Consider the following 24,290-nt stretch of genomic DNA (forward strand, 5'->3'; position numbering starts at 1 on the left):
GTCGGAAAATAATTTGGCAACTAAGCCTTCTTCCATCCCCCGTCCTCTAGTCAGAACCAATCAGTGGTCCATTGTATTGAGTGTTATAGCCTCATGGCTTTCTGCTCAGATTTGGATTCTAGCCATTCCGCTGGTCGCAGGCATAATGGGATTATTGTTTGGTTTCAATCCTATTATGCGTATAGCAAAGCTCTTTTTAAAAAAGAAGCCATCCGAATATATACCGGAAGATTGGGAACAGCAGCAGTTTAATCAAGTTATTGCCGTTACTTGCCTGGCACTTGGCTTAATAAGTTACCTGCTGGGTTGGACGTTCGCCGGATATGCATTTACAGCTATGGTTGCTTTATCCGCATCTATTGCCATTCTTGGATTTTGCGTTGGATGTTATATTCGCTTTCAGCTGAACCAATATAAATACAGAAAATCATTAGACAAAGCATAAGGCAGCCTTTTTGGCTGTCTATTTCCTTTTGGCTGTTTTCGCAAACTTTGTTGCTTTTTAAACAAGTATTGCGGAGAGGTTGATTTCCACTCCAGGATGCTCGCTTTCCGCGGGGTGGGCGGTGAGCCTCCTCGGCGCGCAGCGCCTGTGGGGTCTCACCTGTCCCACTTCTCCCGCAGGAGTCTCGCACCTTGCGCTCCATCAACCAACCTTATTTATCAATCTTTTAGAAAAAAGCCTTCCTTTTTGACCCATTTGTTTCAAAGGACTTTCTGCGGGGTACTTAAATCATATAGCATCAAATCTCGCCATTGTTCTTTTAAATCATTTCTGAGGTGAAAAAATGAAAACTGCCAGCAAATTTCTTTTAACGAAAGACGATATGACTAACCCCGATATCGTACCAGAGTGGGTCATCAAAGAATACCTAACCTTTCATGATACAGTAACAGATAAAACGTTTCCTTGCTATTTTGGGATGACAGCAGAGCTAAGGGGCGAGCTGCGTTATGCCTATATTACCCGGGAGGACTGGTCCAACCTGCCGGAAGCGCTCGAGTCCTTTATCGATCTTTTCGATGCTCCCAAAATGATTCGACACGGCCTTTTTGTATTTGTAGAGCCGGAGAAAGATGAAAAATCATTGGAACATTATAGAGAGTATTTCTGGAATGTCCTGCAGTACTTGCATAAAGTCGATACAAAGCCTTGGCCGAAGGATTATCCAACAGATCCCGACCATCACTTATGGGCATTCTCATTTGCTGAAGAACCGTTCTTTGTGTTTGGAAATGCACCAGCCTATAAACAAAGAAAAACAAGAGACCTAGGCAATAGCCTGGTACTTGGATTTCAGCCCCGCAGAATCTTTGAAGGGCTTGAGGGTACCTCCAAAGGAGGCATTATGTCCAGAGAAAAAGTAAGGGAACGTGTGGAAAAATGGGACGGCCTCCCCACCCATCCAAACATCAGCCACTACGGGGATCCTGAACACCGGGAGTGGAAGCAATACTTTATTGGCGATGATGTTAAACCAATCGAAGGGAAATGCCCTTTTCATCATGGATAAGTTAAAGGCTTGGACCGTAAAATGTTCAAGCCTCTTTGGCGGATAGTTCTTTATAGTTGCTTATTTTTCCCCTTCTTATTTTTCCCCTTAGTAAATGAATAAAGTCTTAATTGACTATATATTTCCGTAGTTGATGATTTAACGGCTGAAGCTGACGATAAGTTTCTCTTAAATACAAAAAGAGAGTTAAATCAGATGTTTTAACTCTCTTTTTTGCCAGTTATTCCAAGCCTTTTTCAATTTCTTTTACCATTTCTGCTACAGAAACTAATCCTCCGCCAGAAAGGTACCAATAATCTGGATTCAAGTAGATAATATGATCATTTTCATACGCCTTTGTCTTTTTCACAAGTTCATTTTCAATAATTTGTTTAGCGGAGGATTCACCTTCTACTGCTGCCCCTCTGTCGATGACAAATAGATAGTCCGGATCTTTTTCTACAATATATTCAGGAGAAACGCTCTGACCGTGAGTGGAAACTTCAATTTTATCATCAGCAGGCTTAACACCAAACACATCATGGACAATGCCAAAGCGGGAAGCAGGTCCATATGCACTAAGGCTTCCTTCATTCGCTAAGATGATTAACCCATTGCTTCCATCTGCAGTTGCTTTCTCTTTTAATGCTGCGATGGACTCTTCAATACTGGCAAGCTCTTTCTCTGCTTCTTCTTCCTTTCCGAAAATCTCGCCTAATGTTTTGGTATTTTCTTTAAAGGATTCCATGTATTTGGAAGTATCAACACCCATAAAAATAGTTGGAGCAATTTCGCTTAATTCTTCATATGCTTCCTGCTGCCTTCCCGAAATGATAATTAGTTCCGGCTGAATTTCGCTGATTTTTTCAAAATCAGGTTCTTTCAGGCTTCCAACATTCTCATACTTGCTGTCTTCGAACTTTGAAAGATATTTAGGGATGTTCATCTGGGGAACGCCTGTTACTTCGACTCCAAGCTTATCTAATGTATCCAGCACACCGAAATCGAAAATTACTACCTTTTCCGGATTCACTGTTACCGGTGTTTCGCCTAATTGATGCTTAATTGTGATTTCATTTGATTCTGTTTTGCTGCCCTCACCTGAGCCATTTGCTTCTTGTGATGTTTCTGTACCGCAAGCTGCTGTCACAATCGCCAACACAGCCATTATTAAAAACAACGATAACTTTCTTACCATGTTTGTTCACCTCATAGAATAGTATTATTTCAAGAATTGCCCGCTGATCTCAGAACTTTTCATAGAGGAGGGCCCTTCCCCTACTTGCCCTTTGAACAGCACTCAATTTTAAGAAACCATTAGTTGAATACCATACAAAACTTTTGACAGTTAAACTCTTGAATTTGGATATTCATATCATAGACTTCCTTTAACACCGGAGAAGAAATAATTTCATCTGTCGTGCCAGCCTTGACTACCTTGCCATCCTTTAAAGCGACAATATAATCCGAATAGGTGGAAGCAAAATTGATATCATGAATAACAATTATGACAGTTTTGCCCATTTCCTGGGTCAGCCTGCGGAGCACTTTCATAATCTGCACCGAGTGCTTCATATCCAGGTTATTAAGAGGCTCATCCAGAAGGATATAATCTGTATTTTGAGCAATGACCATTGCAATATAAGCCCGCTGCTTTTGGCCGCCGCTCAATTGGTCCAGATATTTGTTTTCAATATCCTTTAACTCCATATACTCAATAGCTTCATCGACATACTTCCAATCCTCTTTTGTCAAACGCCCCTGTGAATAAGGAAAGCGCCCAAATGAAACAAGCTCCCTGATTGTCAGCCTGATGCTGATATTATTGGATTGTTTGAGTATGGAAATTTGTTTGGCAAGGTCCTTGCTTTTACATTGATCCAGCCTTTTGCCTTCGATTAATATTTCCCCCTCATCAGCAGAGATAAGGCGGCTGATCATCGAAAGAAGAGTACTTTTACCAGCACCGTTCGGTCCAATAAAAGAGGTGATCTTTCCTTTTGGTATACTAACTGAAACATTTTCAACTACATACTTACTTCCATATTGTTTTGAGACATTCACGACATCTACCATGTTTTATTCTCCTTTAATAGAAGATAGATAAAATATACACCGCCGGCAAAGTTAATGATGACACTCAAGGTCGTGGAGAAGCTAAACACTCTTTCCACGATCAGCTGGCCCCCGACAAGAGCAATTATGCTAATTAGAATTGATCCCAGAATTAAGTATTTGTGCTGAAACGTTTTCATGAATTCATGGGCAACATTTGCGACAAGCAGGCCAAGGAAAGTGATTGGTCCGATCAAAGCTGTCGCAATCGAAACCAGGATGGCAACAATAATCAAGAGTCTTTTTACGACATAATCATAGTCAACGCCCAGATTTACCGCCTGCTCCCTTCCAAGGGAAAGCACGTCGAGGTATTTTGCAAAACGGTAAAAATAAATTCCTGTTAAGGTGATAAGAACCATTGCAATGATTAGGAGATCTGTATTCACATTATTGAAGCTTGCGAACATTCGATCCTGCACAATCATGAATTCATTCGGGTCAATCAGTACTTCCATGAAAGAGGATATGCTTTGGAAAAAGGTTCCAAAGATAATTCCAACTAATAATAGAAAATAGATATTTTGGCCGCCCTCTTTTTTAAAAAGAATGCGGTATAGCAGGCCTGCGAATAATACCATCAATCCTACCGAGATGATAAAATTAATGTTTTTGTTCATAACTGTCTCATTCATCGAACCCAGTACGAAGATGAGGAAGGTCTGAATTAGCATATATAGGGAATCCAGGCCAATAATGCTTGGGGTTAAGATTCGGTTATTCGTAATTGTCTGGAAAATCATTGTTGAAAAAGCAATGACACCGCCCGTTAGAATGATGGCGAGGACCTTTTTCCCTCTTTTAGGAAGTGCGTAGTCCCAATTGCTTCCTAAATCTATAAATAAAAAACCTAAAATCAAAATAATGGATACGCCTGCAAGGATGCCGATTTTTGCTTGTTTACTCATATGCCTTTCTCCTCATGATCAAATAAAGAAAAATTCCGCTGCCAATCACACCTACTGTTACACCGATCGGAATTTCATATGGATAAATAATCACGCGTCCGAAGATGTCACATATGAGTACAAATATTGCGCCCATCAGTGCTGTATGGGAAAGGCTTTTCTTTAAGTGGTCTCCTTGATAGATGGTCACGATATTAGGAATAATCAAGCCCAGGAAAGGGATCATTCCCACCGTCAATACGACCACTGTTGTGACAAGAGCAACGATAATCAAACCTACATTCACAACCTGCTTATGGTTAAGCCCAAGGTTAACTGAAAATTCCTCTCCCATTCCTGCAATAGTGAACTTATTGGCATAGAGGTAAGCAACGAGGACGATCGGAATGCTAATATACAGGAGCTCATATCTCCCCTGAATCATCATAGAAAAATTCCCCTGCAGCCACGAAGACATATTTTGAACCAAATCCTCTTTCAGTGCGAAGAAGGTTGTGATGCTTCCTATGATATTTCCAAACATTAGCCCCACTAGCGGTATAAAGATGGCATCTTTAAACTTGATCCTATCCAGTATTTTCATAAAAATGAAAGTTCCCAGAAGCGCAAAAGCAAAGGCCACCAGCATTTTTACGAAAGGACTAGCTGAAGTAAACAGCATAAGAGAAACCAGTATACCCAGCCGGGCTGAATCCAGCGTACCCGCCGTGGTCGGAGATACAAATTTGTTTCTGGACAGCTGCTGCATAATCAATCCGGCAATACTCATACTCATCCCCGCAATAATGATACTTATAAGCCGCGGAAATCGGCTGGCTGTTAAAATATGCAGCTGGTCTTCTCTCATATTAAACAAATCGAGTGGACTTACATTCTTAACCCCAATAAATAATGAGGTAAAGGATAAAATAATAAGAATACTGATTAAATGCCTTTTTTTCATAACAGTTCCTAACACTTTCCTAGAGTGAAGTCTTTAAAATATGAAACTAATAATCATTCTCACTATTAGCTTAAAAAATAATTGATAATGGTTATCATTATCAATTATACCTATATTTTAAAGGTAATTTTTAGCAGTGTCAACGCCTTTGGTGAGAAGGATTATCATTATCGGATAAAAAATAATGGCTTTACTTGTTTAGACAAGTACTATGCAGGAAATCTCACTTGAGATTTTCCCTTACCTGGTCCAGAACACGGAGACATGTCTCAAGCTCCTTTCCATCGATTGAACCTGATGCATCTTCAATCGTCTTTAAAGCAAGTGACGTGAGACCATTTTCCATTTCCCTGCCCTTGTCTGTCAGGTAAATAAGATTAATTCTCTTATCAGCCTTATCACTAATCCGGACAACCAAACCTCTTTTAATCATATTATCAACCAGCCTTGATACACTTGGCTGATCTCGCTCATTTTTCATAGCAAGCTGATTCTGGGTTTGCCCGTCTTTTTCATAAAGTCGGCTCAAGATCTGCCATTGCTCGTATGTCACATCAAAACCTGCATCCCTGAAATTCTTGTTCAGGCGATTGGACATTAAGCGGGAAGCATGGAAAAGCTTGTAGCCAAGAGAATCATCTAATAGATACCTTTCTTTTGCCATTATGTTCTCCTCTTCTCTTCAGGAGCTTACACTATTTAGTTTAAAAGAAAATACTTGTTGATGCAAGTATATTTCAAATTGTTTATAATTATAACTAATCATTGGTGACTCTCTCCTTAAACCACTAAAGAACCGGACTCATCAGAACGGTTCTTTAGTCCTTCATCATATAACGGTATATACGGTTCCCTATTGAGGAGAGTACTTCTCTTCCGGCTGTCTGGTTCTTCAGCTCGTCAACAAGAACTGCAGCGTATACTATTTTTCGATTACCGGTAAATATTGCACAGTCATGCTCAATTCCCGGCAGTTCTCCTGTTTTACCAGCTACCTGTACTTTCGCCGGGTCCACAGTGTTTGCCAATTTGTTTTTAAACTGCTGCCCGTCCAATATCCGTTTCGCCAAAGCCTTATTTTTCTCAGATAAAAGTGAACGCTCTGTCAAAGTCTTTAAGCAGGACACCATATCTATGGCAGTTGTTTTATTATCCAAACCCCTTTTTAAAGCCTCAAAATCCATCATCTTTCTATTGAGTTCTGTGTTTTTCAGTTCGATACTTTTTATATAGCCATTGATTTCCTCTTTCCCTATCAAATCAATGACGAGATTCGTAGCTGCATTGTCCGACACAATAATCATAAGCGTCATTAAGTCTATGACTTTCATCTTCAAACCTTTAGACATAGACTGCAATACTCCAGATCCGCCAACCCGGTCTGCATCATTTATCTGAACTTCCTCATCCAGTTGAAGCAGACTATTCTTCGCTTGAGAAAGCCCCGCCAATAAAATGGGCACCTTAATTAAGCTCGCTGAAGAAAACACCTCACTGCCATTCTCTTCGATAATGCCTTCTTCTGTTTGGATAAACAACCCAACGCGGCCTTCACAGCGGCTGGCCAGTTCAAGAATTTCAGCCTTTAATTCAAGGAAGCCCATCTTATTTAGTCACCGCTACCTGCGGCCGATTATTGTCTCCTGTGACTTTTTCATTGTATAGATGGCATGCCACATAATGTTCCTTTTCAATTTCCTGCCACTCGGGCTTCATTTTCGCGCATGCTTCCATTGCATATGGGCAGCGAGTTCTGAATACACAGCCGCTTGGCGGATTCATTGGGCTTGGAAGCTCTCCTTCCAATATAATTCTTTCCCGGTGATCCTCGATATCAGGGTCAGGAATAGGGATCGCAGACAATAATGCCTGAGTATATGGATGGAGAGGATTTTTATATAAATTTTCACTTGTTGTTAATTCAACCAAGTGACCCAAATACATAACGGCAATACGGTCACTGATATGTTTAACCATTGATAAATCATGGGCGATAAACAGATAGGTCAGGCCCTTCTTTTTCTGCAGCCCCTTTAGCAGGTTCACAACTTGTGCCTGGACGGATACATCAAGCGCTGAAATGGGTTCATCAGCGATAATGAACTCCGGATCGAGCGCCAATGCGCGGGCAATCCCAATCCTTTGTCTCTGACCGCCGCTGAATTCATGAGGGTAACGGTTAGCATGGTCCCTATTCAGCCCAACATCCTCCAAAAGCTGATACACCCGTTCAAGACGTTCCTTTTTATTCGGATATAAGCCATGGACCTCCATAGGCTCTGAGATGATTTCTTGAACCGTAGATCTTGGATTTAAGGAAGCATACGGATCCTGGAAAATCATTTGCATCTTCCGGTGAAAAGCGAATCTCTCTTTTTCAGTCATTTTATGAACGTTTTTTCCGTCATAAATAACCTCGCCCTCAGTACGATCATATAAACCGATTATCGTACGCCCCGCGGTTGACTTACCGCATCCTGACTCTCCTACAATTCCAAATGTTTCGCCCTTGTTGATTTGAAAGGAAACATCGTCCACCGCTTTCAAGGTTTGTCCCTTGCCCATTGAAAAATGCTTTTTTAGATTATTGACTTTTAACAATGCTTCATTTGGCATCTTTATTCCCCCGTCTCTTGCCAGTAGCGTCTAGCTGCACATAATTCCTTTTCGTATATGGTATCCTTCAGGTCGATTATTTCGATTGTTTTACCGGTATTAGGAGAATGAAGCAATTTTCCTTCACCACAATAGATGCCTACGTGATGAAGCTTGCCTTTTCCTTCTTCATATGCAAAAAACAATAAATCTCCCGGTTCCAGGGCATCCACCTTAACTGAGTCTCCTGCTTCAGCCTGGTCATGCGCATCGCGCGGAATGATATACCCATTAGCTTTGCACATGGAATAGCTGAATCCGGAACAGTCATAGCCAAAGCTGCTCATCCCGCCCCATAAATACGGCAGGTTTAAAAATTGTTCACCGGCTGCAACGATGTCTTTTCCGCTCCCTTTCGGAAGGCTATCCAGAGATTCATGTACACTCACATCTTCTGTCTTTAGAAGGCCATCTCCTGAAGGAGTTTGCACTTTAATCCATTCACCATTATTTTCCAAAACCGGCAGAACCGTTTGATAGCTTAAAACTAGTTCCGGTTTCTGTTCTTTTGAGTAAAGCTTTGCTTTTTTCTTCTGCACGACAGCAACCTGGCCATTATCCAGGCTCCAATCAGTTTTTTGTACAAGCTGGGCCTTGGGGATCCACCCTGGATATCCTCTCTCGTCCTTTGAAGAAGATTGGTCTGGTATAATCACGTGAGCCCAATCCTCTTTTTCTTCCAGCACAATTACCTCTTGCCCGTATAATACCTGCGATTGTACAAGGTTTCTGTCGCAAAGCTCCAACCGTGGCTTATATGTTAATTTTTCAAGCCAGGAATCCAGGTCGACTGGATTGTTGACTGCCTCCCGGTCTATATCCCTTGAGGAATCAAATGCCGTCCACAAGGTTGCTACCGAAACTGAAACCAGCCATCTTTGCTGTATTGTCAAAACGTACTCCTCCTTTTTATAAGGCGCAGATGCCAATGAAATAATAGTTTCTGAAAAGGGGCTATAATCAATTACACTAACAGTCATTCTTAATTAAGAAGTCAATTCCTGTTTGCCCTCAATTAAAGAAACATTCCTGATTCCAAGACCTGGGTCATTAGGAATAGTGATTTTCCGGCCTGTATACCTAATGCCGCCATCTACTACTTCCCTGGCCATCATCAAAGGGGCATCAAAATCAAAGCGGGTGATATTTTTTTTGCTGGCAGCAAAATGTGCAGCCGCCGTGATCCCAATTCTTGTTTCAATCATGCTGCCGACCATGCATTCCATCCCGCAGACCTCTGCAAGCTGATTAATAATCTGCGCCTGGTAGATGCCTCCAGATTTCATCAGCTTTATATTAATTAAATCCGCGCTTCTCGTTTTGATTACTTCAAAAGCCTGCTTAGGCGTAAAGACACTTTCATCAGCCATAATCGGTGTATCAACCGCATCCGTAACCTGTTTTAGCCCTTCAATATCCCATGCTTTCACAGGCTGTTCGACAAGCTCAATATTTAAATCGAGGGTCTCCATTTTGCGGATCGCATAGACAGCTTCTTTTGCCTTCCAGCCCTGATTCGCGTCAAGCCTTATTTTAATTTTAGAGCCGACCCGATTGCGGATTTCCCGAATTCGTTCGATGTCTGTTAAAATATCATCTTTGCCGACCTTTACTTTTAGAACATTAAACCCTTGCTGTACATAAGAAACGGCATCTTCGCCCATTTCCTCCGGTCCATTGACACTAACCGTATAATCCGTTTCCACTTCATTTTTATGACCGCCCAGAAATTGGTAAAGAGGCAATTTACATTGCTGGGACAGGCAATCATAAAGCGCCATATCAACTGCAGCCTTGGCACTTGAATTTCCTATTAAAGCTGACTGAATTCCTTGAAAGATATCTTCATAGTTTAGAAGGCTTTTGTTTATTAATAAAGGCTTTAATACATGGTGGATAGCCGATTCAATACTTGAAAGACTGTCACCTGTAATCACAACAGTCGGAGGTGCTTCTCCCCAGCCGATTATCCCGTTATCACACGTTACTTTTACAACAATTGTTTCGGCTGTCTCGACAGTTCTCAATGCTGTTTTAAATGGTTTTTTCAGTGGTACTGCAACTCTGTTTGTCTCAATTTTGTTTATTTTCATCTATACCACCCTTTTACTCAATGCCGCTTTCAATCGTCAGCTTTTTATTGGTTGCATTTAATTCCGCCTTTACACCAAGGGGAACAGAAATATGAGGGGAACAATGGCCAATATTAAAGCCTTTTAAAGCCGGTTTATTTACCTTTTTAATATAAGTATCCAGCACTTCACCAAGTTCCAGGGAAAGCTCTCTTTGCGGAACACAATTATTAAAATCGCCGATGATAAAGCCTGCCGCATCCTCAAGCTTCCCTGCCATATGGAGCTGGTTTAGCATGCGGTCCACCGCACGGGGCTCTTCGTTGATATCTTCTATCAGCATAAGCTTATCTTTTGTATCGATTTCATATGCAGTACCAATCGTACTTGCCAAAAGCGAAAGGTTTCCTCCGGTTAAAGTTCCTGCTGCACTGCCCTTCACCATCGTTTCCAGATTTGAGATTCCTTCTGGATAATCTAGTACTTCAGGTTCAAATAATTGCCTAAAATACTGCTTGGATATAGGGTCAGCATCTTCTTTTCCAATATCTGAAGCAAGCATCGGACCATGAAAGGTTACAAGCCCGGTCTGCTGGCGAATAGCAGTATGCAAAAAGGTAATATCACTGTAGCCCCAGAATATTTTCGGATTGTCTTTTATAAGGCTATAATTGATTTGTGAAGCAATCCTGCCTGTGCCATAACCGCCGCCTGCACAGATAATGGCTTTTACTTCCTTATCAAGAAACATCTTATGTAAATCTGCCAGACGGTCTTCATCTTTTCCAGCCAAGTAGCCATATTGATCATAAACATGGTTCCCCATCTTCACCTTTAAACCCAGCTCTTCCAGAAAGGATAAGGAACGCTTCAAATTATCCTGATTAGGCGGGCTTGCCGGTGCAATAATTCCAATCGTATCTCCCTTATTAAGGCGGAGTGGTTTGATTGCCATGCTGTCACTTCCTTTTAAGTTGGTATTTAGCATTATATGCTCCATCGGTAAGAATTTTGTCTGGGAAATGAATTCATTTTCGAGGATATATGCTAAATTTCGGGAAAATCTATTATTTTTCGGGAAATAATTTCAATAATCGGAGGAGACTGCTTAGGGACGACAAGCACAAGACGATTCCTGCAAGAAGGCGTTTTTTTCTTCTGGAAGGAAACGGCTTATGACCTCGAGTCCCTAGGACCCGCAGCTGGACACTCATCAAAGTTCAGGGAAAATGATTTGTCCTATCTCCTTAAAAAAGGGATGTTCGAGCGAACACCCCTTTTTCCTGTCACCTTCAAATCATTCTTCAGAAGATTTACTTCTTATCTGCCCACTTAAGTTCCATGTAACCCACTGGATGGCGGACGATACCTGAAACTGCATCATTTGTAAGATAAACTTGGTTGTAGAAATGGATAGGGATAATCGGCATTCCTTCAAATAGGATTTTTTCTGCTTCGTACATCATTTCAAAACGCTTCGCTTCATCTGCTTCACTCTTGGCATCTTTAATTAACTGATCGTACTTTTCATTGCTCCAACCAGTACGGTTCATTGAATGTCCTGTCTGGAAGTTTTCCAGGAAGTTGATTGGATCAGCATAGTCAGCAAGGAAAGAGCTTCTTGATAGTTGGAACTTTAGCGCTTTTTGTTCTTCTGCAAATACATTCCATTCCATGTTGGCAAGCTTTACATCAACACCAAGGTTTTCTTTGAACATTTGCTGCAGTGCTTCAGCAATCTTTTTGTGCGAATCGCTTGTGCTGTAAGTTAAAGTTACTTCAGGAAGTGTAGCATAACCTTCTTCTTCCATACCTTTTTGAAGAAGTGCTTTTGCTTCCTCTACATTTGTTTTCACAAGGTCACCTGCAGTTTCGCGGAAATCATTTCCAGATGGATCAGTAAATCCGTAAGAAACAAAGCCATATGCAGGCTTTTCGCCATTCTTTGTTACATAATCAACAATTTGCTGCTGATCTACTGCCATAGCAAATGCTTTACGAATGTTTTCGTTTTGGAATGGTTCCATATTGACGTTAAAACGGTAGAAATAATCACCAGCCTGATCTTCAACATTTGCTTCTCCTAAAAGCTGTTCGCTTAGCTCGGCAGGGACATCAGATACATCAAGCTCGCCAGTTTGGTACATTTGGTATTCAGTATTGGTATCATCAATGATTGCCCAGTGAACTTTATCCAGTTTTACATTCCCAGCATCCCAGTACTGGTCGTTTTTCTCCATTACAAAATGGCTGTCATGCTCCCATTCCGTTAAGTTGAAAGGACCGTTTCCAACAAAAGATTCTGCTTCAGCAAACCACTGCGGGTTTTCTGTTGCTATCTTTTCGTTAATAGGAAAGAATGCTGGATTTGTGATTACACTTAAAAAGTATGCCTGCGGACTTGTTAAAGTCACTTCAAAAGTTTTCTTATCAACAGCTTTTACTTTCACATCATCAGCTGAACCTTCTCCATTGTTATAAGCTTCTCCGCCTTCAATGAAGTAGCCAAGGAATGCTGCTGAAGACCCAGTGTCAGGGTTTAAAAGGCGCTTCCAGGCAAATTCGAAATCTCCTGCTGTTAAATCATCGCCATTTGACCATTTTGCATCTTCACGAATGTGGAATGTATAAGTCTTTCCATCTTCTGAAACGTCCCATTTTTCAGCGATAGCTGCTTCTGGCTCATGGTCTTTGCCTAAACGAGTTAAACCTTCCATTAAGTTGTTTAACGCGCTCCAGGAAACAGAGTCAAACCCAATTGGAGGGTCAAATGAAGTCGGCTCCTGGCCATTATTCAAATAAAGAACTTTCTCAGTGCTTTCTTCCTCTTTCTTACCATCATCCTTGCTATCGGTTTCATTGCCGGCATTTTCGTTTGCCGTACAAGCTGCCATTACAAATAGCAATACAGCCGCTAGCATAAGAGATAAAAACTTTTTCATACTTTTTCCCCCTCTATTAAATTTATTTCTTTCTATATTCAGCTGCCAGTAGCAGCTGAAAGAATAATAACTTTCACTGGCACAAAATAAGCACCGTGAAAGGAAAAACCTATTTAACACCTGCAAGCATTTTCTGTGCCCGCTCATCCTGGAGCCAGCAATCAACATGATGTTCCCGGCTCAGGTGGGTTTTATATGGGTAGACCCGCTCACAGACTTCCATCGCAAAATCGCATCGTGCTGCAAAAGGGCATCCCGCTGGCGGTGAAAACAAGTCTGGCGGGGATCCCCCGATTGGCACCAGGTCAGCCCCATCCAGATCCAGCCGTGGTACTGAATTTAATAAGCCTTTTGTATATGGGTGCTGAGGATTATAAAAGATTTCTCTTCTTTCCCCTGCTTCCACAATTTTTCCGGCATACATGACGGCAATACGGTCAGCTACCTGGGCAACAACCCCCAGGTCATGGGTGATAATTATGATGGAAACCCCTGTTTTCTTTTGAATATCTTTAAATAAATCCAAGATCTGTGCCTGGATGGTTACATCCAATGCTGTAGTCGGTTCATCCGCAATCAGCACTTCAGGCTCGCAGACCAGGGCCATAGCAATGACAATACGCTGCCTCATTCCCCCGCTGAATTGGTGCGGATAATGCTTCAATCGTTCAAGCGGATTAGGGATTCCGACTAAATCAAGCATTTCCAGTGCCTTTTTACGGGCATCCTGCCTTGAAATCGTTTCATGCTGCATAATCCCTTCTATAATTTGCTCTCCGATTGTAATCGTCGGATTTAGAGCTGTCATAGGATCTTGGAATATCATAGAAATGTCCGCGCCGCGAATATTTCTCATTTCCGATTCTTTTAATTTGGTCAAATCCTGTCCATTAAACAAGACTTCACCTGCAGCTATTCTGCCGGGCGGAGAGGGAATCAGACGCATAATACTTTGGGAAGTTACGCTTTTTCCACATCCCGATTCACCGACAATTGCCAGTGTTTCACCTTTGAAAAGATCAAATGTTACTCCCCTTACTGCCTTAACCTCGCCTCCGTAAGTTGTAAATGTGACATGCAAATCTTTTACTTCCAGTACTTTCTCCATGCTGCTACCTCCTTAACTTCGGATCGAGTGCATCCTGCAATCCATCTCCAAGCACATTAAATGAAAACATTGTCAGGGAGATGAAAAAGGCCGGGAAGAATAGGCGCCACCAATGGCCTGATAGAATTGTAGACAAACCATCGTTTGCCATTGAGCCCCAGCTCGCAAAAGGAGGCTGAATACCTAAACCAAGAAAGCTCAGAAACGCTTCTGCAAAGATGGCTGACGGCACTGTAAGAGTCATCTGTACAATGATTGGGCCCATTGTGTTTGGCAGCAGGTTTTTCTTGATAATCCGGGAAGTCTTTGTTCCGAATGTCTTGGATGCCAATACAAATTCATAGTTTTTAATTTGCAGAACCTGTCCTCGGACAATCCGCGCCATGCCTACCCAGCCCGTTACAGAGAGGGCAAATATGATTGTAAATAAACCAGGTCCCATTACAACGCTGATTAATATTACAACAAGCAAGTATGGAAGCCCATAAAGGATTTCAACGATTCTCATCATGGCATTATCTGTCCGGCCGCCTTTATAGCCGGCAATACCGCCATATATGACACCAATTGCAAAGTCAATCATCGCCGCTACAATACCGACGAACAAAGAAATTCTTGCCCCATACCAGGTTCTTGCGAACACATCACGGCCCAGCTCATCGGTGCCAAACCAATATTTTGAAGATGGAGGCAAATTCTGATTGGCGAGGGACTGCTCGGATACACTGTGCGGTGATATGACTGGGCCGAATATGGCCATAAAAGCTAAAGCTATGAGAAAGAATAATCCTGCCATTGCGAGCTTATTTTTCAAAAGCCGGCGCCAGGCATCCTGCCAGTAGGAAAGACTTGGCCTTACAACTGCTTCCGCTTCATCCTGGTCCTTGGCCTTGGGCACAAACCAATCATCCGGGATATCGGGTGCAAGATTATGGTTATCATGCTGTTTGCGCAGTTCCATTAGCTTCCCTCCTTTTTATGCAGCTTAATTCTTGGATCTAAAACTCCGTACGCAATATCAACGAGGAATAGCATCATAATTAAGATTGTGCTGTAAAAAACGGTCGTTCCCATTATGACCGGATAATCACGCGTATTGATGCTTTCGACGAAATACTTTCCCATTCCAGGAATAGCGAAGATCTTTTCAATAACAAATGTCCCTGTCAAAATGCTTGCCGCCAATGACCCCAAAACGGTAACGACCGGCAGCAGGGCATTTCTTAATGCGTGCTTAAAAACAATTTTAACAGGAGATAGCCCCTTTGCTTTTGCTGTCTTTATGTAGTCCTGCGTCAGTACCTCCAGCATACTTGATCGTGTCAGACGGGCAATAATGGCCATTGGTCCGGTTGCGAGCGCCAGGGTTGGCAAGATCATGTGTTTCGGACTTGACCAGGTAGCCACCGGAAGGATAGCCAGATTAACCGCAAGCTGCTGAATTAACAATGTGGCCAGCACAAAGTTTGGTACTGATATTCCCAGTACGGCAATCGTCATCGCCAAATAATCAATAATGCCATTGTGGCGGAGCGCTGCTATGATTCCCAGGGCAATCCCCGAGAAAACGGCTACGATAAGAGTGACTATACCCAGCTCAAATGAAACCGGGAATCCCCGTCCCAGCATTTCATTGACCGTCTGGGATGACTTTTTAATAGATGGGCCAAAATCAAACGTAACAACAGATTTCAAATACATCCCATATTGGACATAGAGCGGTTCATCCAAATGGTAGAACTTCTCAAGGTTTCGCTGAACTGCTTCGCTCGTATTCCTTTCTTCATTAAAAGGAGAGCCAGGAATAGAATGCATTAAGAAAAATGTCAGTGTGATAATGAACCACAGTGTTACCATCATGGCGAAAAGGCGCTTAATTATGTATCCAGTCATTCATTTACACTTCCTAACAGAATGTAGTTCTCATGGCCAGCTCAGTCATCACCAGCATTGCCTGGTATGCCTCAAGGATGTCTTTTGCCTGATAGCGGACAATGGTTGTATTCTTTTCAATCTCTGCTCCAGGCATCAAAGCTGCCCACTCAGCCTGGCCGTAATTGGCAAATTCAATTCTTAATACAGGGTTATCCGGCGGAACAAGAGGCTTGACGAGGTCTCTCTTTTTAAGAGCCTCTGCTGCTTTTTCTTCTAAAAGCTTCCCTGCTTTTGCCGGAGTCAGCGACTTTACAGCTGAACGGGAAATCGTTTCTTTTACAACAGCAGTTGTGACATTTGGAATTAATTCTTCTGCTTCCAAAGCCGCCTGGTTATCCCCGGCCACCATTAAAACAGGAACTCCGTGATAGCCGGCTACATAGGCATTGAAGCCCATCTCGCCAATAGCCTTGTCATTTATGTACATATGCCTCACGCCAAATATCATAGAGTGGGACATAACCCCCTTCATGGAAGCGCGTGCATGATAGCCTACAAACATCGCACCTGCAAAGCTGGAATCCAATCCCTGAACCATTGAATATGGTTTAACATCGCCGGTAATTAGCTGTGTTTCAGGATGCATCCTTTCAATTAGGAGGTTATTCATCTTTGAGTGGCTGTCATTCACAATAACCTCACTGCAGCCTTCTTCAAAGGCAGTTGTGACAACATGATTTGCTTCATCGGTCATGATCACTCTGCCGCGTTCATAATTATGCCTAGAAGAATCAACATGGGTGTGGTCTGCCAGCCCTGTAATCCCTTCCATATCAACAGATAGATAAAGCTTCATTCAGAATCCCCCAAATATTATATTATTATAGTATTTTTCTATATTATAGATTATTTTATATTTTCTGTAAACTATTCCAATAGCCTACCAAATTAAGATATTTGCAGTCCCATTTAAAATGAAAAAAATCCAGCTATCGGAGAAATATAGTTCTTCTCTGATAGCTGGATTTCATCTGCGGATAACAGAAAAAGCAGCTCTATTTATTCATAATTTGTGAGTATTTTATATGGGCATTTTTAAAAGCAACCATTAGGGCCTTTTGAGAGGAACCGAAGTATCGGTTTTCAATTTCTTCCATCACCCTGTCTACTTCTAATATGGATTTGCCAACAAATATAGATTTAATAAATAATGAGGTTAAATTAATGGTAGATGAACATTCAGCATCTACAATTTCATCTGTTTCCCTATCGATTATAAGTGCAACAAAGAAACCATTATATTTTTGCATGATAGGATTGTTCAATGATGTCTTGCTGTCTCCGATAATATAAACGGTATTTTGCTGATACATGAACTTGCCTCCTGCAGAACCGGATACTATATGAGGTGTTTATGCGGTCAACATGAACATTCATTATAATGCATGGCTCATACCAAAATTGTAATACAACAGCGGCTCTATTACAATCACTTTTCAATACTTTTCTAAATATTTTATCAATTCAGCAGCCTTAATTAATCTTTTGTCGTGCAAGTTCAAGTGCTTGCTCCAGCAGTTCTTCTCCACTCATTAGCTTCTCTCCGCCGCCTTGTGCAAATTGCGGATTCCCTCCTCCTTTGCCATTAATCTTTTTTAAGAGAGCTGCCGATAGGTCCTTCATATTGATTTCAGAAAGTGTTCCCCTCGCACAAACAAATTGCAGTTTTCCCCCCATCTCATTTACCAAAATAACGGCTGCACTTTCTGACTGTCCTGCAATAAGGCGTGCAAGCTTTTGCAATTCCTGAATGGAACGTTCCTGATAGTTTCCACTAATCAGCCTCTCATTTTCTGCTATAGCTGCATCGCTGGCCATTTCCTTTGCTTCATAGACTAAAAGGGCAGCTTTTGCTTCTTCCAGTTCCTTCTCGAGATCCTTTCCATTATCAATTAATCGTTTTCCAGCCATAATCAGGTCCTGTTCTGGGGCATTAAGCAGCTGGCTGAGTTCTTTCGTAATCCTGTATCTTTGCTGAAGCAGTTTAAGTACACGGCCGCCGCAGATAAATTGCACTCGTATTTTCTTCTTTTGCCGCTCCCAGCCCAATATTTTGATGCTGCCTACTTGGCCAGTTGAAGAGGGGTGCGTTCCACCGCAGCCGTTATAGTCGTATTCGGGAATAATGACCAGCCGAATATCTTCGCTAACTGAAAGCTGCTTGCGAAGAGGAAAATGCGCAGCTTCTTCAGCTGTTACCCACTTTGTTATAATTGGCCGATTTTCAAGGATAATGGTATTGGCCACTCTCTCAGCTTCCTCTGCATGCTGTTCTGGCAGATCGGCAATATCCAAGTCAATCGTTAATAAATCTTTCCCTAAATGAAAGCTGACCGTTTTATACCCGTAAAGCTCCTCAAGGGCAGCTGATAATATATGCTGGCCAGCATGCTGCTGCATATGGTCAAACCGCCTTTCCCACTCTATTTCACCCGACACTTCCAGGACAGAACCATCCATTTCCCTTTCTAAATAGTGACGGATTTCTCCTTCTGTCTCTTCGACATCCAGCACTTTTATTCCATTCAGTGTTCCCAGGTCATGGGGCTGGCCTCCGCCAGTGGGATAAAAAGCAGTTTCCTTAAGTACCGCAAAAACCCTTCCCTGGCCGTCCGTTCCCTGATTCTGCAATTCCGTTTTAAATGATTGTATGTATGGGTCCCTGTAATAGATTTTATTCAATTTAATCAACCTTCCTAGTCTAGTCTATTATAAAACTAACCATTTAACTTTTTAAGGTCAAGCAAACTCGTTAGTCAAGGATAAATTATTAGTAATTTTACCCACCCGGTTTATAAATGCTCGTAAAAAGGTATGTACACCAATAGATAAGCAACAAAAAACAAGGAGGATGATAACAATGGCAACAAGCAAACATATTGTAGGCGCATATGATACAGAGCAGGAAGCTATTCAAGCCGTAGAAAAATTAAGAGCTGAAGGATATCGTCCTGAGGATATTTCGGTAATCAGTAAAAATCAAGAAGATGTCGACGCAGTTACAGAAGAAACAGGGACTAAAACAGAAGAAGGACTAGCCACTGGTGCCGCTACAGGCGGAGTACTTGGAGGGTTGACAGGTCTGCTTGCAGGCGTTGGCGCATTAGCGATTCCTGGAATTGGGCCGATTGTAGCTGCAGGGCCAATTGCTGCTACATTAACAGGTGCTGCTGTTGGTGCAGGAGCAGGCGGTATTGCCGGGGCTCTTATTGGAATGGGTATTCCTGAAGAGGAAGCACATCGGTATGAAGCGGATGTCAAGTCAGGGAAAATCCTTGTGCTGGTAGATCCCGAAACCAGATCTGCTGACTTTAATGACGGCTATACCAGCACTGACCGTACAACGCTTGAAGGAGATCGGACAGCCTATACAAATGTTGACCCTTTAAATCCTGGCGAGCTTGATCGCGGAACCAATGCTTTTAAGGATAATACTCGAAACAGCAGCAGTCTTTGGACAGATGACAATCTTGATTCAAACCGGCCGCTAAGTGAAAATCTTGGTGATACAACAGCAGATGACTTTACTGACCGCACTGTATCCGGCTATAACGATGAAGTGGATGTTCGCCGCAGAGACGCTTACGACTTTGACAATGTAAGGGAGAATCGAGATAACCCTTATAAAGGATAAGTCCTTTACGAGCAGATATTTAATATGAATGGGAGCTGCTTTCTAAATTGAAAGCAGCTCCTTTTTGTCTTCACCATTAATGCCTATATCGCTAAATCCTACTAAATTCCAGATTTTTCAGGCTTGTCCTTACTATTTTCAAAGTTATACTTAAATGTAATGGAATGGTAATTTAAGTATAGTCACGTTAAAAAGATATACGGAGGGATATTATGAGAAGGGTATTGCCTGCGCAAGTTGTTTCTCATAGTCAGTTCGGCTATAAAAAAATACCCGCAAGCGTTCAATGCGAGTGTCCGAAATGCGGTAAAACAAGCCTTTTCACAATTAAAGCTAATTATAGCCATACAAGTAAGTCAAGCATTCTTTCCCACGGGGTATGTTCGGCCTGCAAAAAAGAGTCAGTCTTTATTATGATTCTTAACCAAACCGATCAAACAAGCGAAGAAACTGCCCTTTATATTTATGATCCCAACTCTGCCAAAGAGCTTTTGACTCATCTAGAGAAAATCCAAGATATACCGGCTGATTTAACAAGAGCTTACCGATCCGCATTAAACGTCAGCCAATCCAAAGATACGGTTGCTACTGCAGTCATGTCAAAACGGGTCCTGGAAAGCATTCTTAAAAACTTTCTCGGTGAAGAAATCAAAGGGCAAAATCTTTCAAAGCAATTTGAACAATTGCCAAAACATGTTGATTTAGCAAGGCCCCTAGAAGCTCTAAGCCAGCTGGTTCAGCCGGGAAGCGCCTTTTACCAAATGCTTGACCTTGAAAAGGATATTGATCAAGAGATGGCTGCATTATTGATGGAGCTATTAGAAAGTTTAATAGAGTATTTATTTGTCCTGCCAAATAGAATTGAATTTTTGCAGGCGAAGTTGGATCAAAAGCTCCGTTAAAAAATTTATGAAACCTCATCAACGTATACAAAAACCCCCTTATCTGCCACACAATGGTGCTAATAAAGGGGTTTTAATGTATCCTTTCGCAGATTCACCCTGCCCATTGTTTTCTGACCTGGTCTTCTGCCTGTTTCATAATTTCCTCATCACGGGCTTCTTTATTTGTGATGATATTGGTCTGATATTTCATTCCATCATAATCAATCGTTACAGTGATTTCTTTCATATCTCATGATCCTTTCTGGTTGTTATACTATATAACTACCAACAAAGGCCGGTTTTAAAACCCTTTTACTCAAAGCAAGCTTAATACCGATTTTGCATATTTTTCGAGAAGTGCATTCTTTTCTTCTGTTTCTAGGATGTGATAGGGGCGATCATTTGGCAGAACGATATAACTCAAAAAGATTCCGCCAAGCAGTCTGGCCCAAAGCTCTGTGTCCACTACCTTTTCTTTTATTTGAAAATGATGATCCAATGCCTTTTTAATACTTTTAAAAATAATTTCCGGCAATTGCAGTTCTTCCGTCAAATTCCCCATCAAACTTTCGGAAATAAGCATTCTGACCATTGGGGCATTCTTAGATAAAACATTAAGTCTGTTATTCATTACTTCCTTCAAAAAAACCTCTGTATCTTCCTCTTCAGCCAGCTGCATTAGCTTCACATCAAATTTAGTCTCGAGCACTTTCTTCATAACTGTTATAAAAAGATTTTGCTTTGTGGAAAATTTGCGGAATAGTGTTATTTCCGCAACATCTGCTTCTTTTGCGATTTCCTGTGTAGTTGCCTGAAGCCCTTTTTTTATAAAAACAGCAGCTGCCGCTGTAAGGATTTGCTCCGTCTTATCTCTCAATGCCATCACCCTGTCACGTTAGGTTCACTCTTCCCCGTTGATTTTATTGTTACAAAACGATCCAAAATAATCAATATTGCCGGCATGATAACAAGGGTACTAATTAAAGCCAATAAAATGTTAATGAGTGTCATTAATCCAAAATTGCTAAGGATGACAAAGTCTGACACCATTAAAGCGCTAAATCCTCCAATTGTCGTCAGTGCAGAAGCGAAAATGGCTTTTCCTATTTTACGGCTGGCAATCTCCACAGCCTTATGCGCTTGCAGACCTTTCTTTCGTTCTTCAAAATACCTTTCCATGATTAAAATAGTAAACTCTGTGCCAATGCCAATAATCAATGCTCCAAGAGTGGCTGTTAACGGGGTATACTTAATATCCAGAAAAGCCATAGCAAGACCGGACCATCCAATAATTAAGATAATTGGAAGCAAGGGAAGGAATGCTTTTACGGGCTGTCGGTAAATCAGCAATAGGCCTAAAAATACGAGGCCCATCCCAAGCAAGGTCATTTTGTACCTCCCTGTTGTCAAGGCAGACACCATTTCAGCATCCAATACTGCTTTTCCCGTAATCGATGTTTCCAGACCTGCTTGTTTTCTTCCCTCCAAAAAGACGGTTAATTCATCAATAAAATCCTGCAACTCCTGTGCTTCCAGGTGCCTTATCCCAACATTAATGACACCCTTGGAACGATCCTCATTTATTAGAAGCTTCAATTGCCCCTCAGGCATTTTATTTATTTGATCTTTAAGTTCAATTTTCTCCGGGAGAGAGCCTTCATTCATTTTCTTGAGAGCACTTGAGATGGAATTCGCATCGATTACTGTATCAGGAAATTCGTGATTCAGCGAACTTGTAACAGAATCCGTCCAGACAAGGCTTTCTGGTGACAGGACATCTTTTCCTTTATAAACAATAGAAATCTGATCTGTGGTTCCGATTAAATCCCTAAGTCTTTGAATATCCTTCAATTGCTGTGTGTCCTGTGGCATAAAGGTTTCGACATCTGTTTCCACATGAGCATCCAAATCTGCCCAAATGCCATATCCAGCTGTTAAAAAAGCAAACGTAAGGATTAGCCAGCGCCATTTGATAAACTTCTTAGCAAAAAAGGACAGCATTGCTTCAGTTTTTGAATGACTCTTCCCTTTAGCTTGAACTTTAACTTTTTTAGCACCAAAAAAGGAATCTCTCGCAAAAAGGATTGGAAGCAAGAAAAAGACACCCATAAAAAAGCTGACAACCATACCAACAGTCAACATTTTTCCAAAATCCTGAATCATCGGCACAGGGGACGTATATAAGGAAATAAATCCGAGAGCTGTTGCAATCAGAGCGGTCATGACAGCTGGTGTCATTTTAACAACAGTTTGGTGTAAACTCTTTTTTGCACGGCTTTGTACTTGTTTATTCATTTTGAGCCTCCTCTGCACTCATTTCTTCTGAATAGCGGCTCTGAAACTGAATCGCATAATCAATTCCCAGGCCAATTAGAATTGGAAAAACAGCCATTGAAACCATTGTGACCGGAATGCTAATCCATCCCATTAATCCGACTGTGCCAATGACGGCAGCCAAAATCATGCCGAGCGGCAGAATACGCCAGCTTACCTTAAAAACAAGAGACAAAATGATAATCATGAATACCACAGAAAGCATCATCATTTTCTTCATGCTTTCCTTCATGGATGTCCGAATAGCATCGTCCAATACCGGTTTCCCGGAAACGAACACATCCGTGGTTTCAAGTTTGTTTTCATTTAAGAAACGATTCATCTTTTCAACAATCTCACTTTTGGATGAATCCGATGTGCCTCCTTCAAATTTGATGACCATCATCATATGTCGATCATCGATAACAACCTCTTCAAACACGCTTCGAAGCTGGCCATCCTTATCGTGAATCATAGTCTCCAATGTCTCCTGCTTCTCAGGCAAACCCGGGTGTAAAATATCTGCATTGGCTGACATCAAGTCCAATTTACTGCTGATGGTTGCGAAGTTTCCCCCCACTTTTTCCAAACTGCCGCTAATATCTCCTATTCCATCCTGATAGTTCTGAAATTGTTTATCTGACATTTGTTCAACAAAAGTGACAGGACTGATGATGCTGTAAATATCTTGTTCTGCAATCACCTCATTCTCCAGTCTTTTCATATGTTTTAAATTTTGAATGGTTAGCAAACTATCTCTTCGGGCTGCTTCATACATTACTATGACCGATTCACCGCCAAATTCTTTTTCCAACTGTTCGTTCTCCTGATAAACCCGGGATTCTGAGCTGATTAAAGTATCATTTCCAGTTGCCATTTCAATATTTTGCACTCCAACCGCAGTTAAAATAATGGCAGCAATGGAAAGCAGGATAGCCTTCATCGGATATTTCTCCAATATCCCCGCAAGCTTAATAAGGATCTTCAATTTATTTCCCTCCCTAGTTACTCCATTGTATGTTAGTAGTTACTTACATTTAATTATACAAACGTCTTTTAAATTTGGTGTGATTCATATCACACTTTGAAAATAAATAAGCTGTAGTTACAGGAAAATCCCTACTTCAGCTTTTCGTCCGGTAGCCGGAGAACCTATGGATCATTAATATACTATTTTAAGGTTATTTTTAAATTCCTTTCTTTCAAGTATTACACTTAGATTAAAGAAAGCATAAATTTTGGAAAAACGGAATTTGCTGAAATAAACAAGGAGTCAGTAAATGCATAT

At 41.4% G+C, this 24,290-nt stretch carries 25 protein-coding genes; 4 read left to right on the forward strand and 21 right to left on the reverse strand.

The window, feature by feature from the left end; translation table 11 throughout:
* The first annotated feature begins 13 nt into the window (after window positions 1-13).
* Window positions 14-445, forward strand: coding sequence for a DUF4395 domain-containing protein (locus AC3ZVC_RS03435; RefSeq protein ID WP_490066267.1), 432 nt, complete (start codon window positions 14-16; stop codon window positions 443-445).
* A gap of 343 nt (window positions 446-788) precedes the next feature.
* Window positions 789-1,514: a YqcI/YcgG family protein gene (locus tag AC3ZVC_RS03440; RefSeq protein WP_490066268.1), complete on the forward strand. Its 726-nt coding sequence runs from the start codon at window positions 789-791 to the stop codon at window positions 1,512-1,514.
* Between the two features lie 220 nt (window positions 1,515-1,734).
* On the opposite strand, the gene AC3ZVC_RS03445 is transcribed toward AC3ZVC_RS03440, so the two are convergent.
* The 17 genes from AC3ZVC_RS03445 to AC3ZVC_RS03525 all read right to left on the reverse strand — a co-directional run bounded on the left by AC3ZVC_RS03445 (window position 1,735) and on the right by AC3ZVC_RS03525 (window position 18,853).
* Entirely contained in the window at window positions 1,735-2,691 is a 957-nt protein-coding gene (locus AC3ZVC_RS03445; protein ID WP_490066269.1) for a siderophore ABC transporter substrate-binding protein, read from the reverse strand.
* Between the two features lie 119 nt (window positions 2,692-2,810).
* Window positions 2,811-3,569: an iron ABC transporter ATP-binding protein gene (locus tag AC3ZVC_RS03450; RefSeq protein WP_214724239.1), complete on the reverse strand. Its 759-nt coding sequence runs from the start codon at window positions 3,567-3,569 to the stop codon at window positions 2,811-2,813.
* Window positions 3,563-4,516 (reverse strand): iron chelate uptake ABC transporter family permease subunit, encoded by a 954-nt coding sequence (locus AC3ZVC_RS03455; protein WP_490066270.1) that lies wholly within the window; start codon window positions 4,514-4,516, stop codon window positions 3,563-3,565. The genes AC3ZVC_RS03450 and AC3ZVC_RS03455 overlap by 7 nt, the downstream gene beginning before the upstream one ends.
* On the reverse strand, window positions 4,509-5,459 hold the full coding sequence (locus AC3ZVC_RS03460; RefSeq protein ID WP_490066271.1) for an ABC transporter permease: 951 nt from the start codon (window positions 5,457-5,459) through the stop codon (window positions 4,509-4,511). The genes AC3ZVC_RS03455 and AC3ZVC_RS03460 overlap by 8 nt, the downstream gene beginning before the upstream one ends.
* 223 nt (window positions 5,460-5,682) lie before the next feature.
* Window positions 5,683-6,123, reverse strand: coding sequence for a MarR family winged helix-turn-helix transcriptional regulator (locus AC3ZVC_RS03465; RefSeq protein WP_490066272.1), 441 nt, complete (start codon window positions 6,121-6,123; stop codon window positions 5,683-5,685).
* 154 nt (window positions 6,124-6,277) lie between these two features.
* A complete protein-coding gene (locus AC3ZVC_RS03470) occupies window positions 6,278-7,063 on the reverse strand; it encodes a serine hydrolase (protein ID WP_490066273.1) in 786 nt (261 codons plus the stop codon).
* A gap of 1 nt (window position 7,064) precedes the next feature.
* Window positions 7,065-8,075 (reverse strand): ABC transporter ATP-binding protein, encoded by a 1,011-nt coding sequence (locus AC3ZVC_RS03475; protein ID WP_490066274.1) that lies wholly within the window; start codon window positions 8,073-8,075, stop codon window positions 7,065-7,067.
* Window positions 8,076-8,077: 2 nt separating this feature from the next.
* Window positions 8,078-9,007 carry a C40 family peptidase gene (locus AC3ZVC_RS03480; RefSeq protein WP_490066275.1) on the reverse strand — a complete coding sequence of 310 codons (930 nt, stop codon included), beginning with the start codon at window positions 9,005-9,007 and terminating at the stop codon, window positions 8,078-8,080.
* Between the two features lie 93 nt (window positions 9,008-9,100).
* Complete coding sequence (locus AC3ZVC_RS03485; RefSeq protein WP_490066276.1) at window positions 9,101-10,207, reverse strand: dipeptide epimerase; 1,107 nt, start codon at window positions 10,205-10,207, stop codon at window positions 9,101-9,103.
* A gap of 13 nt (window positions 10,208-10,220) precedes the next feature.
* Complete coding sequence (locus AC3ZVC_RS03490; protein WP_490066277.1) at window positions 10,221-11,141, reverse strand: S66 peptidase family protein; 921 nt, start codon at window positions 11,139-11,141, stop codon at window positions 10,221-10,223.
* A 358-nt stretch (window positions 11,142-11,499) separates the two neighbouring features.
* Window positions 11,500-13,128, reverse strand: coding sequence for a peptide ABC transporter substrate-binding protein (locus tag AC3ZVC_RS03495; RefSeq protein WP_490066278.1), 1,629 nt, complete (start codon window positions 13,126-13,128; stop codon window positions 11,500-11,502).
* 109 nt (window positions 13,129-13,237) lie between these two features.
* Window positions 13,238-14,236 (reverse strand): ABC transporter ATP-binding protein, encoded by a 999-nt coding sequence (locus AC3ZVC_RS03500; protein ID WP_214724218.1) that lies wholly within the window; start codon window positions 14,234-14,236, stop codon window positions 13,238-13,240.
* 4 nt (window positions 14,237-14,240) lie between these two features.
* On the reverse strand, window positions 14,241-15,197 hold the full coding sequence (locus AC3ZVC_RS03505; RefSeq protein ID WP_490066279.1) for an ABC transporter permease: 957 nt from the start codon (window positions 15,195-15,197) through the stop codon (window positions 14,241-14,243).
* The gene (locus tag AC3ZVC_RS03510; RefSeq protein WP_214724214.1) at window positions 15,197-16,129 is read right to left on the reverse strand and encodes an ABC transporter permease; all 933 of its coding nucleotides are present in this window, start codon (window positions 16,127-16,129) and stop codon (window positions 15,197-15,199) included. Before AC3ZVC_RS03510 ends, AC3ZVC_RS03505 begins: the two co-directional genes overlap by 1 nt.
* A gap of 13 nt (window positions 16,130-16,142) precedes the next feature.
* On the reverse strand, window positions 16,143-16,967 hold the full coding sequence (locus AC3ZVC_RS03515) for a M55 family metallopeptidase (protein ID WP_490066280.1): 825 nt from the start codon (window positions 16,965-16,967) through the stop codon (window positions 16,143-16,145).
* Between the two features lie 199 nt (window positions 16,968-17,166).
* Window positions 17,167-17,484: a DUF3870 domain-containing protein gene (locus tag AC3ZVC_RS03520; RefSeq protein ID WP_214724210.1), complete on the reverse strand. Its 318-nt coding sequence runs from the start codon at window positions 17,482-17,484 to the stop codon at window positions 17,167-17,169.
* A gap of 160 nt (window positions 17,485-17,644) precedes the next feature.
* Window positions 17,645-18,853, reverse strand: coding sequence for an alanyl-tRNA editing protein (locus AC3ZVC_RS03525; protein WP_490066281.1), 1,209 nt, complete (start codon window positions 18,851-18,853; stop codon window positions 17,645-17,647).
* A gap of 178 nt (window positions 18,854-19,031) precedes the next feature.
* On the opposite strand from AC3ZVC_RS03525, the gene AC3ZVC_RS03530 reads away from it, so the two are divergent.
* Window positions 19,032-19,805: a general stress protein gene (locus AC3ZVC_RS03530; RefSeq protein WP_490066282.1), complete on the forward strand. Its 774-nt coding sequence runs from the start codon at window positions 19,032-19,034 to the stop codon at window positions 19,803-19,805.
* Window positions 19,806-20,218: 413 nt separating this feature from the next.
* The gene (locus AC3ZVC_RS03535; protein WP_490066283.1) at window positions 20,219-20,707 is read left to right on the forward strand and encodes a DUF4145 domain-containing protein; all 489 of its coding nucleotides are present in this window, start codon (window positions 20,219-20,221) and stop codon (window positions 20,705-20,707) included.
* Window positions 20,708-20,801: 94 nt separating this feature from the next.
* Here the strand turns inward: AC3ZVC_RS03535 and AC3ZVC_RS03540 are convergent, their stop codons facing one another.
* From AC3ZVC_RS03540 to AC3ZVC_RS03555, 4 genes are all read right to left on the reverse strand, one after another.
* Window positions 20,802-20,936, reverse strand: a complete 135-nt coding sequence (locus tag AC3ZVC_RS03540) for a BA3454 family stress response protein (protein WP_214724202.1) — start codon at window positions 20,934-20,936, stop codon at window positions 20,802-20,804.
* 69 nt (window positions 20,937-21,005) lie between these two features.
* The gene (locus AC3ZVC_RS03545) at window positions 21,006-21,572 is read right to left on the reverse strand and encodes a TetR/AcrR family transcriptional regulator (protein ID WP_490066284.1); all 567 of its coding nucleotides are present in this window, start codon (window positions 21,570-21,572) and stop codon (window positions 21,006-21,008) included.
* Entirely contained in the window at window positions 21,572-22,984 is a 1,413-nt protein-coding gene (locus AC3ZVC_RS03550; RefSeq protein WP_490066285.1) for an efflux RND transporter permease subunit, read from the reverse strand. Before AC3ZVC_RS03550 ends, AC3ZVC_RS03545 begins: the two co-directional genes overlap by 1 nt.
* The gene (locus tag AC3ZVC_RS03555) at window positions 22,977-23,990 is read right to left on the reverse strand and encodes an MMPL family transporter (RefSeq protein ID WP_490066286.1); all 1,014 of its coding nucleotides are present in this window, start codon (window positions 23,988-23,990) and stop codon (window positions 22,977-22,979) included. The genes AC3ZVC_RS03550 and AC3ZVC_RS03555 overlap by 8 nt, the downstream gene beginning before the upstream one ends.
* Between the last annotated feature and the right edge of the window lie 300 nt (window positions 23,991-24,290).

Source organism: Cytobacillus sp. C11.1, from assembly GCF_058145115.1.

Bases quoted from the DNA above. Each gene is read 5' to 3' on its own strand.
- AC3ZVC_RS03440 (WP_490066268.1), top strand. From the start codon at position 789: ATGAAAACTGCCAGCAAATTTCTTTTAACGAAAGACGATATGACTAAC.
- AC3ZVC_RS03445 (WP_490066269.1), bottom strand. From the start codon at position 2,691: ATGGTAAGAAAGTTATCGTTGTTTTTAATAATGGCTGTGTTGGCGATT.
- AC3ZVC_RS03450 (WP_214724239.1), bottom strand. From the start codon at position 3,569: ATGGTAGATGTCGTGAATGTCTCAAAACAATATGGAAGTAAGTATGTA.
- AC3ZVC_RS03455 (WP_490066270.1), bottom strand. From the start codon at position 4,516: ATGAGTAAACAAGCAAAAATCGGCATCCTTGCAGGCGTATCCATTATT.
- AC3ZVC_RS03460 (WP_490066271.1), bottom strand. From the start codon at position 5,459: ATGAAAAAAAGGCATTTAATCAGTATTCTTATTATTTTATCCTTTACC.
- AC3ZVC_RS03465 (WP_490066272.1), bottom strand. From the start codon at position 6,123: ATGGCAAAAGAAAGGTATCTATTAGATGATTCTCTTGGCTACAAGCTT.
- AC3ZVC_RS03470 (WP_490066273.1), bottom strand. From the start codon at position 7,063: ATGGGCTTCCTTGAATTAAAGGCTGAAATTCTTGAACTGGCCAGCCGC.
- AC3ZVC_RS03475 (WP_490066274.1), bottom strand. From the start codon at position 8,075: ATGCCAAATGAAGCATTGTTAAAAGTCAATAATCTAAAAAAGCATTTT.
- AC3ZVC_RS03485 (WP_490066276.1), bottom strand. From the start codon at position 10,207: ATGAAAATAAACAAAATTGAGACAAACAGAGTTGCAGTACCACTGAAA.
- AC3ZVC_RS03490 (WP_490066277.1), bottom strand. From the start codon at position 11,141: ATGGCAATCAAACCACTCCGCCTTAATAAGGGAGATACGATTGGAATT.
- AC3ZVC_RS03495 (WP_490066278.1), bottom strand. From the start codon at position 13,128: ATGAAAAAGTTTTTATCTCTTATGCTAGCGGCTGTATTGCTATTTGTA.
- AC3ZVC_RS03500 (WP_214724218.1), bottom strand. From the start codon at position 14,236: ATGGAGAAAGTACTGGAAGTAAAAGATTTGCATGTCACATTTACAACT.
- AC3ZVC_RS03505 (WP_490066279.1), bottom strand. From the start codon at position 15,197: ATGGAACTGCGCAAACAGCATGATAACCATAATCTTGCACCCGATATC.
- AC3ZVC_RS03510 (WP_214724214.1), bottom strand. From the start codon at position 16,129: ATGACTGGATACATAATTAAGCGCCTTTTCGCCATGATGGTAACACTG.
- AC3ZVC_RS03515 (WP_490066280.1), bottom strand. From the start codon at position 16,967: ATGAAGCTTTATCTATCTGTTGATATGGAAGGGATTACAGGGCTGGCA.
- AC3ZVC_RS03520 (WP_214724210.1), bottom strand. From the start codon at position 17,484: ATGTATCAGCAAAATACCGTTTATATTATCGGAGACAGCAAGACATCA.
- AC3ZVC_RS03530 (WP_490066282.1), top strand. From the start codon at position 19,032: ATGGCAACAAGCAAACATATTGTAGGCGCATATGATACAGAGCAGGAA.
- AC3ZVC_RS03535 (WP_490066283.1), top strand. From the start codon at position 20,219: ATGATTCTTAACCAAACCGATCAAACAAGCGAAGAAACTGCCCTTTAT.
- AC3ZVC_RS03540 (WP_214724202.1), bottom strand. From the start codon at position 20,936: ATGAAAGAAATCACTGTAACGATTGATTATGATGGAATGAAATATCAG.
- AC3ZVC_RS03545 (WP_490066284.1), bottom strand. From the start codon at position 21,572: ATGGCATTGAGAGATAAGACGGAGCAAATCCTTACAGCGGCAGCTGCT.
- AC3ZVC_RS03550 (WP_490066285.1), bottom strand. From the start codon at position 22,984: ATGAATAAACAAGTACAAAGCCGTGCAAAAAAGAGTTTACACCAAACT.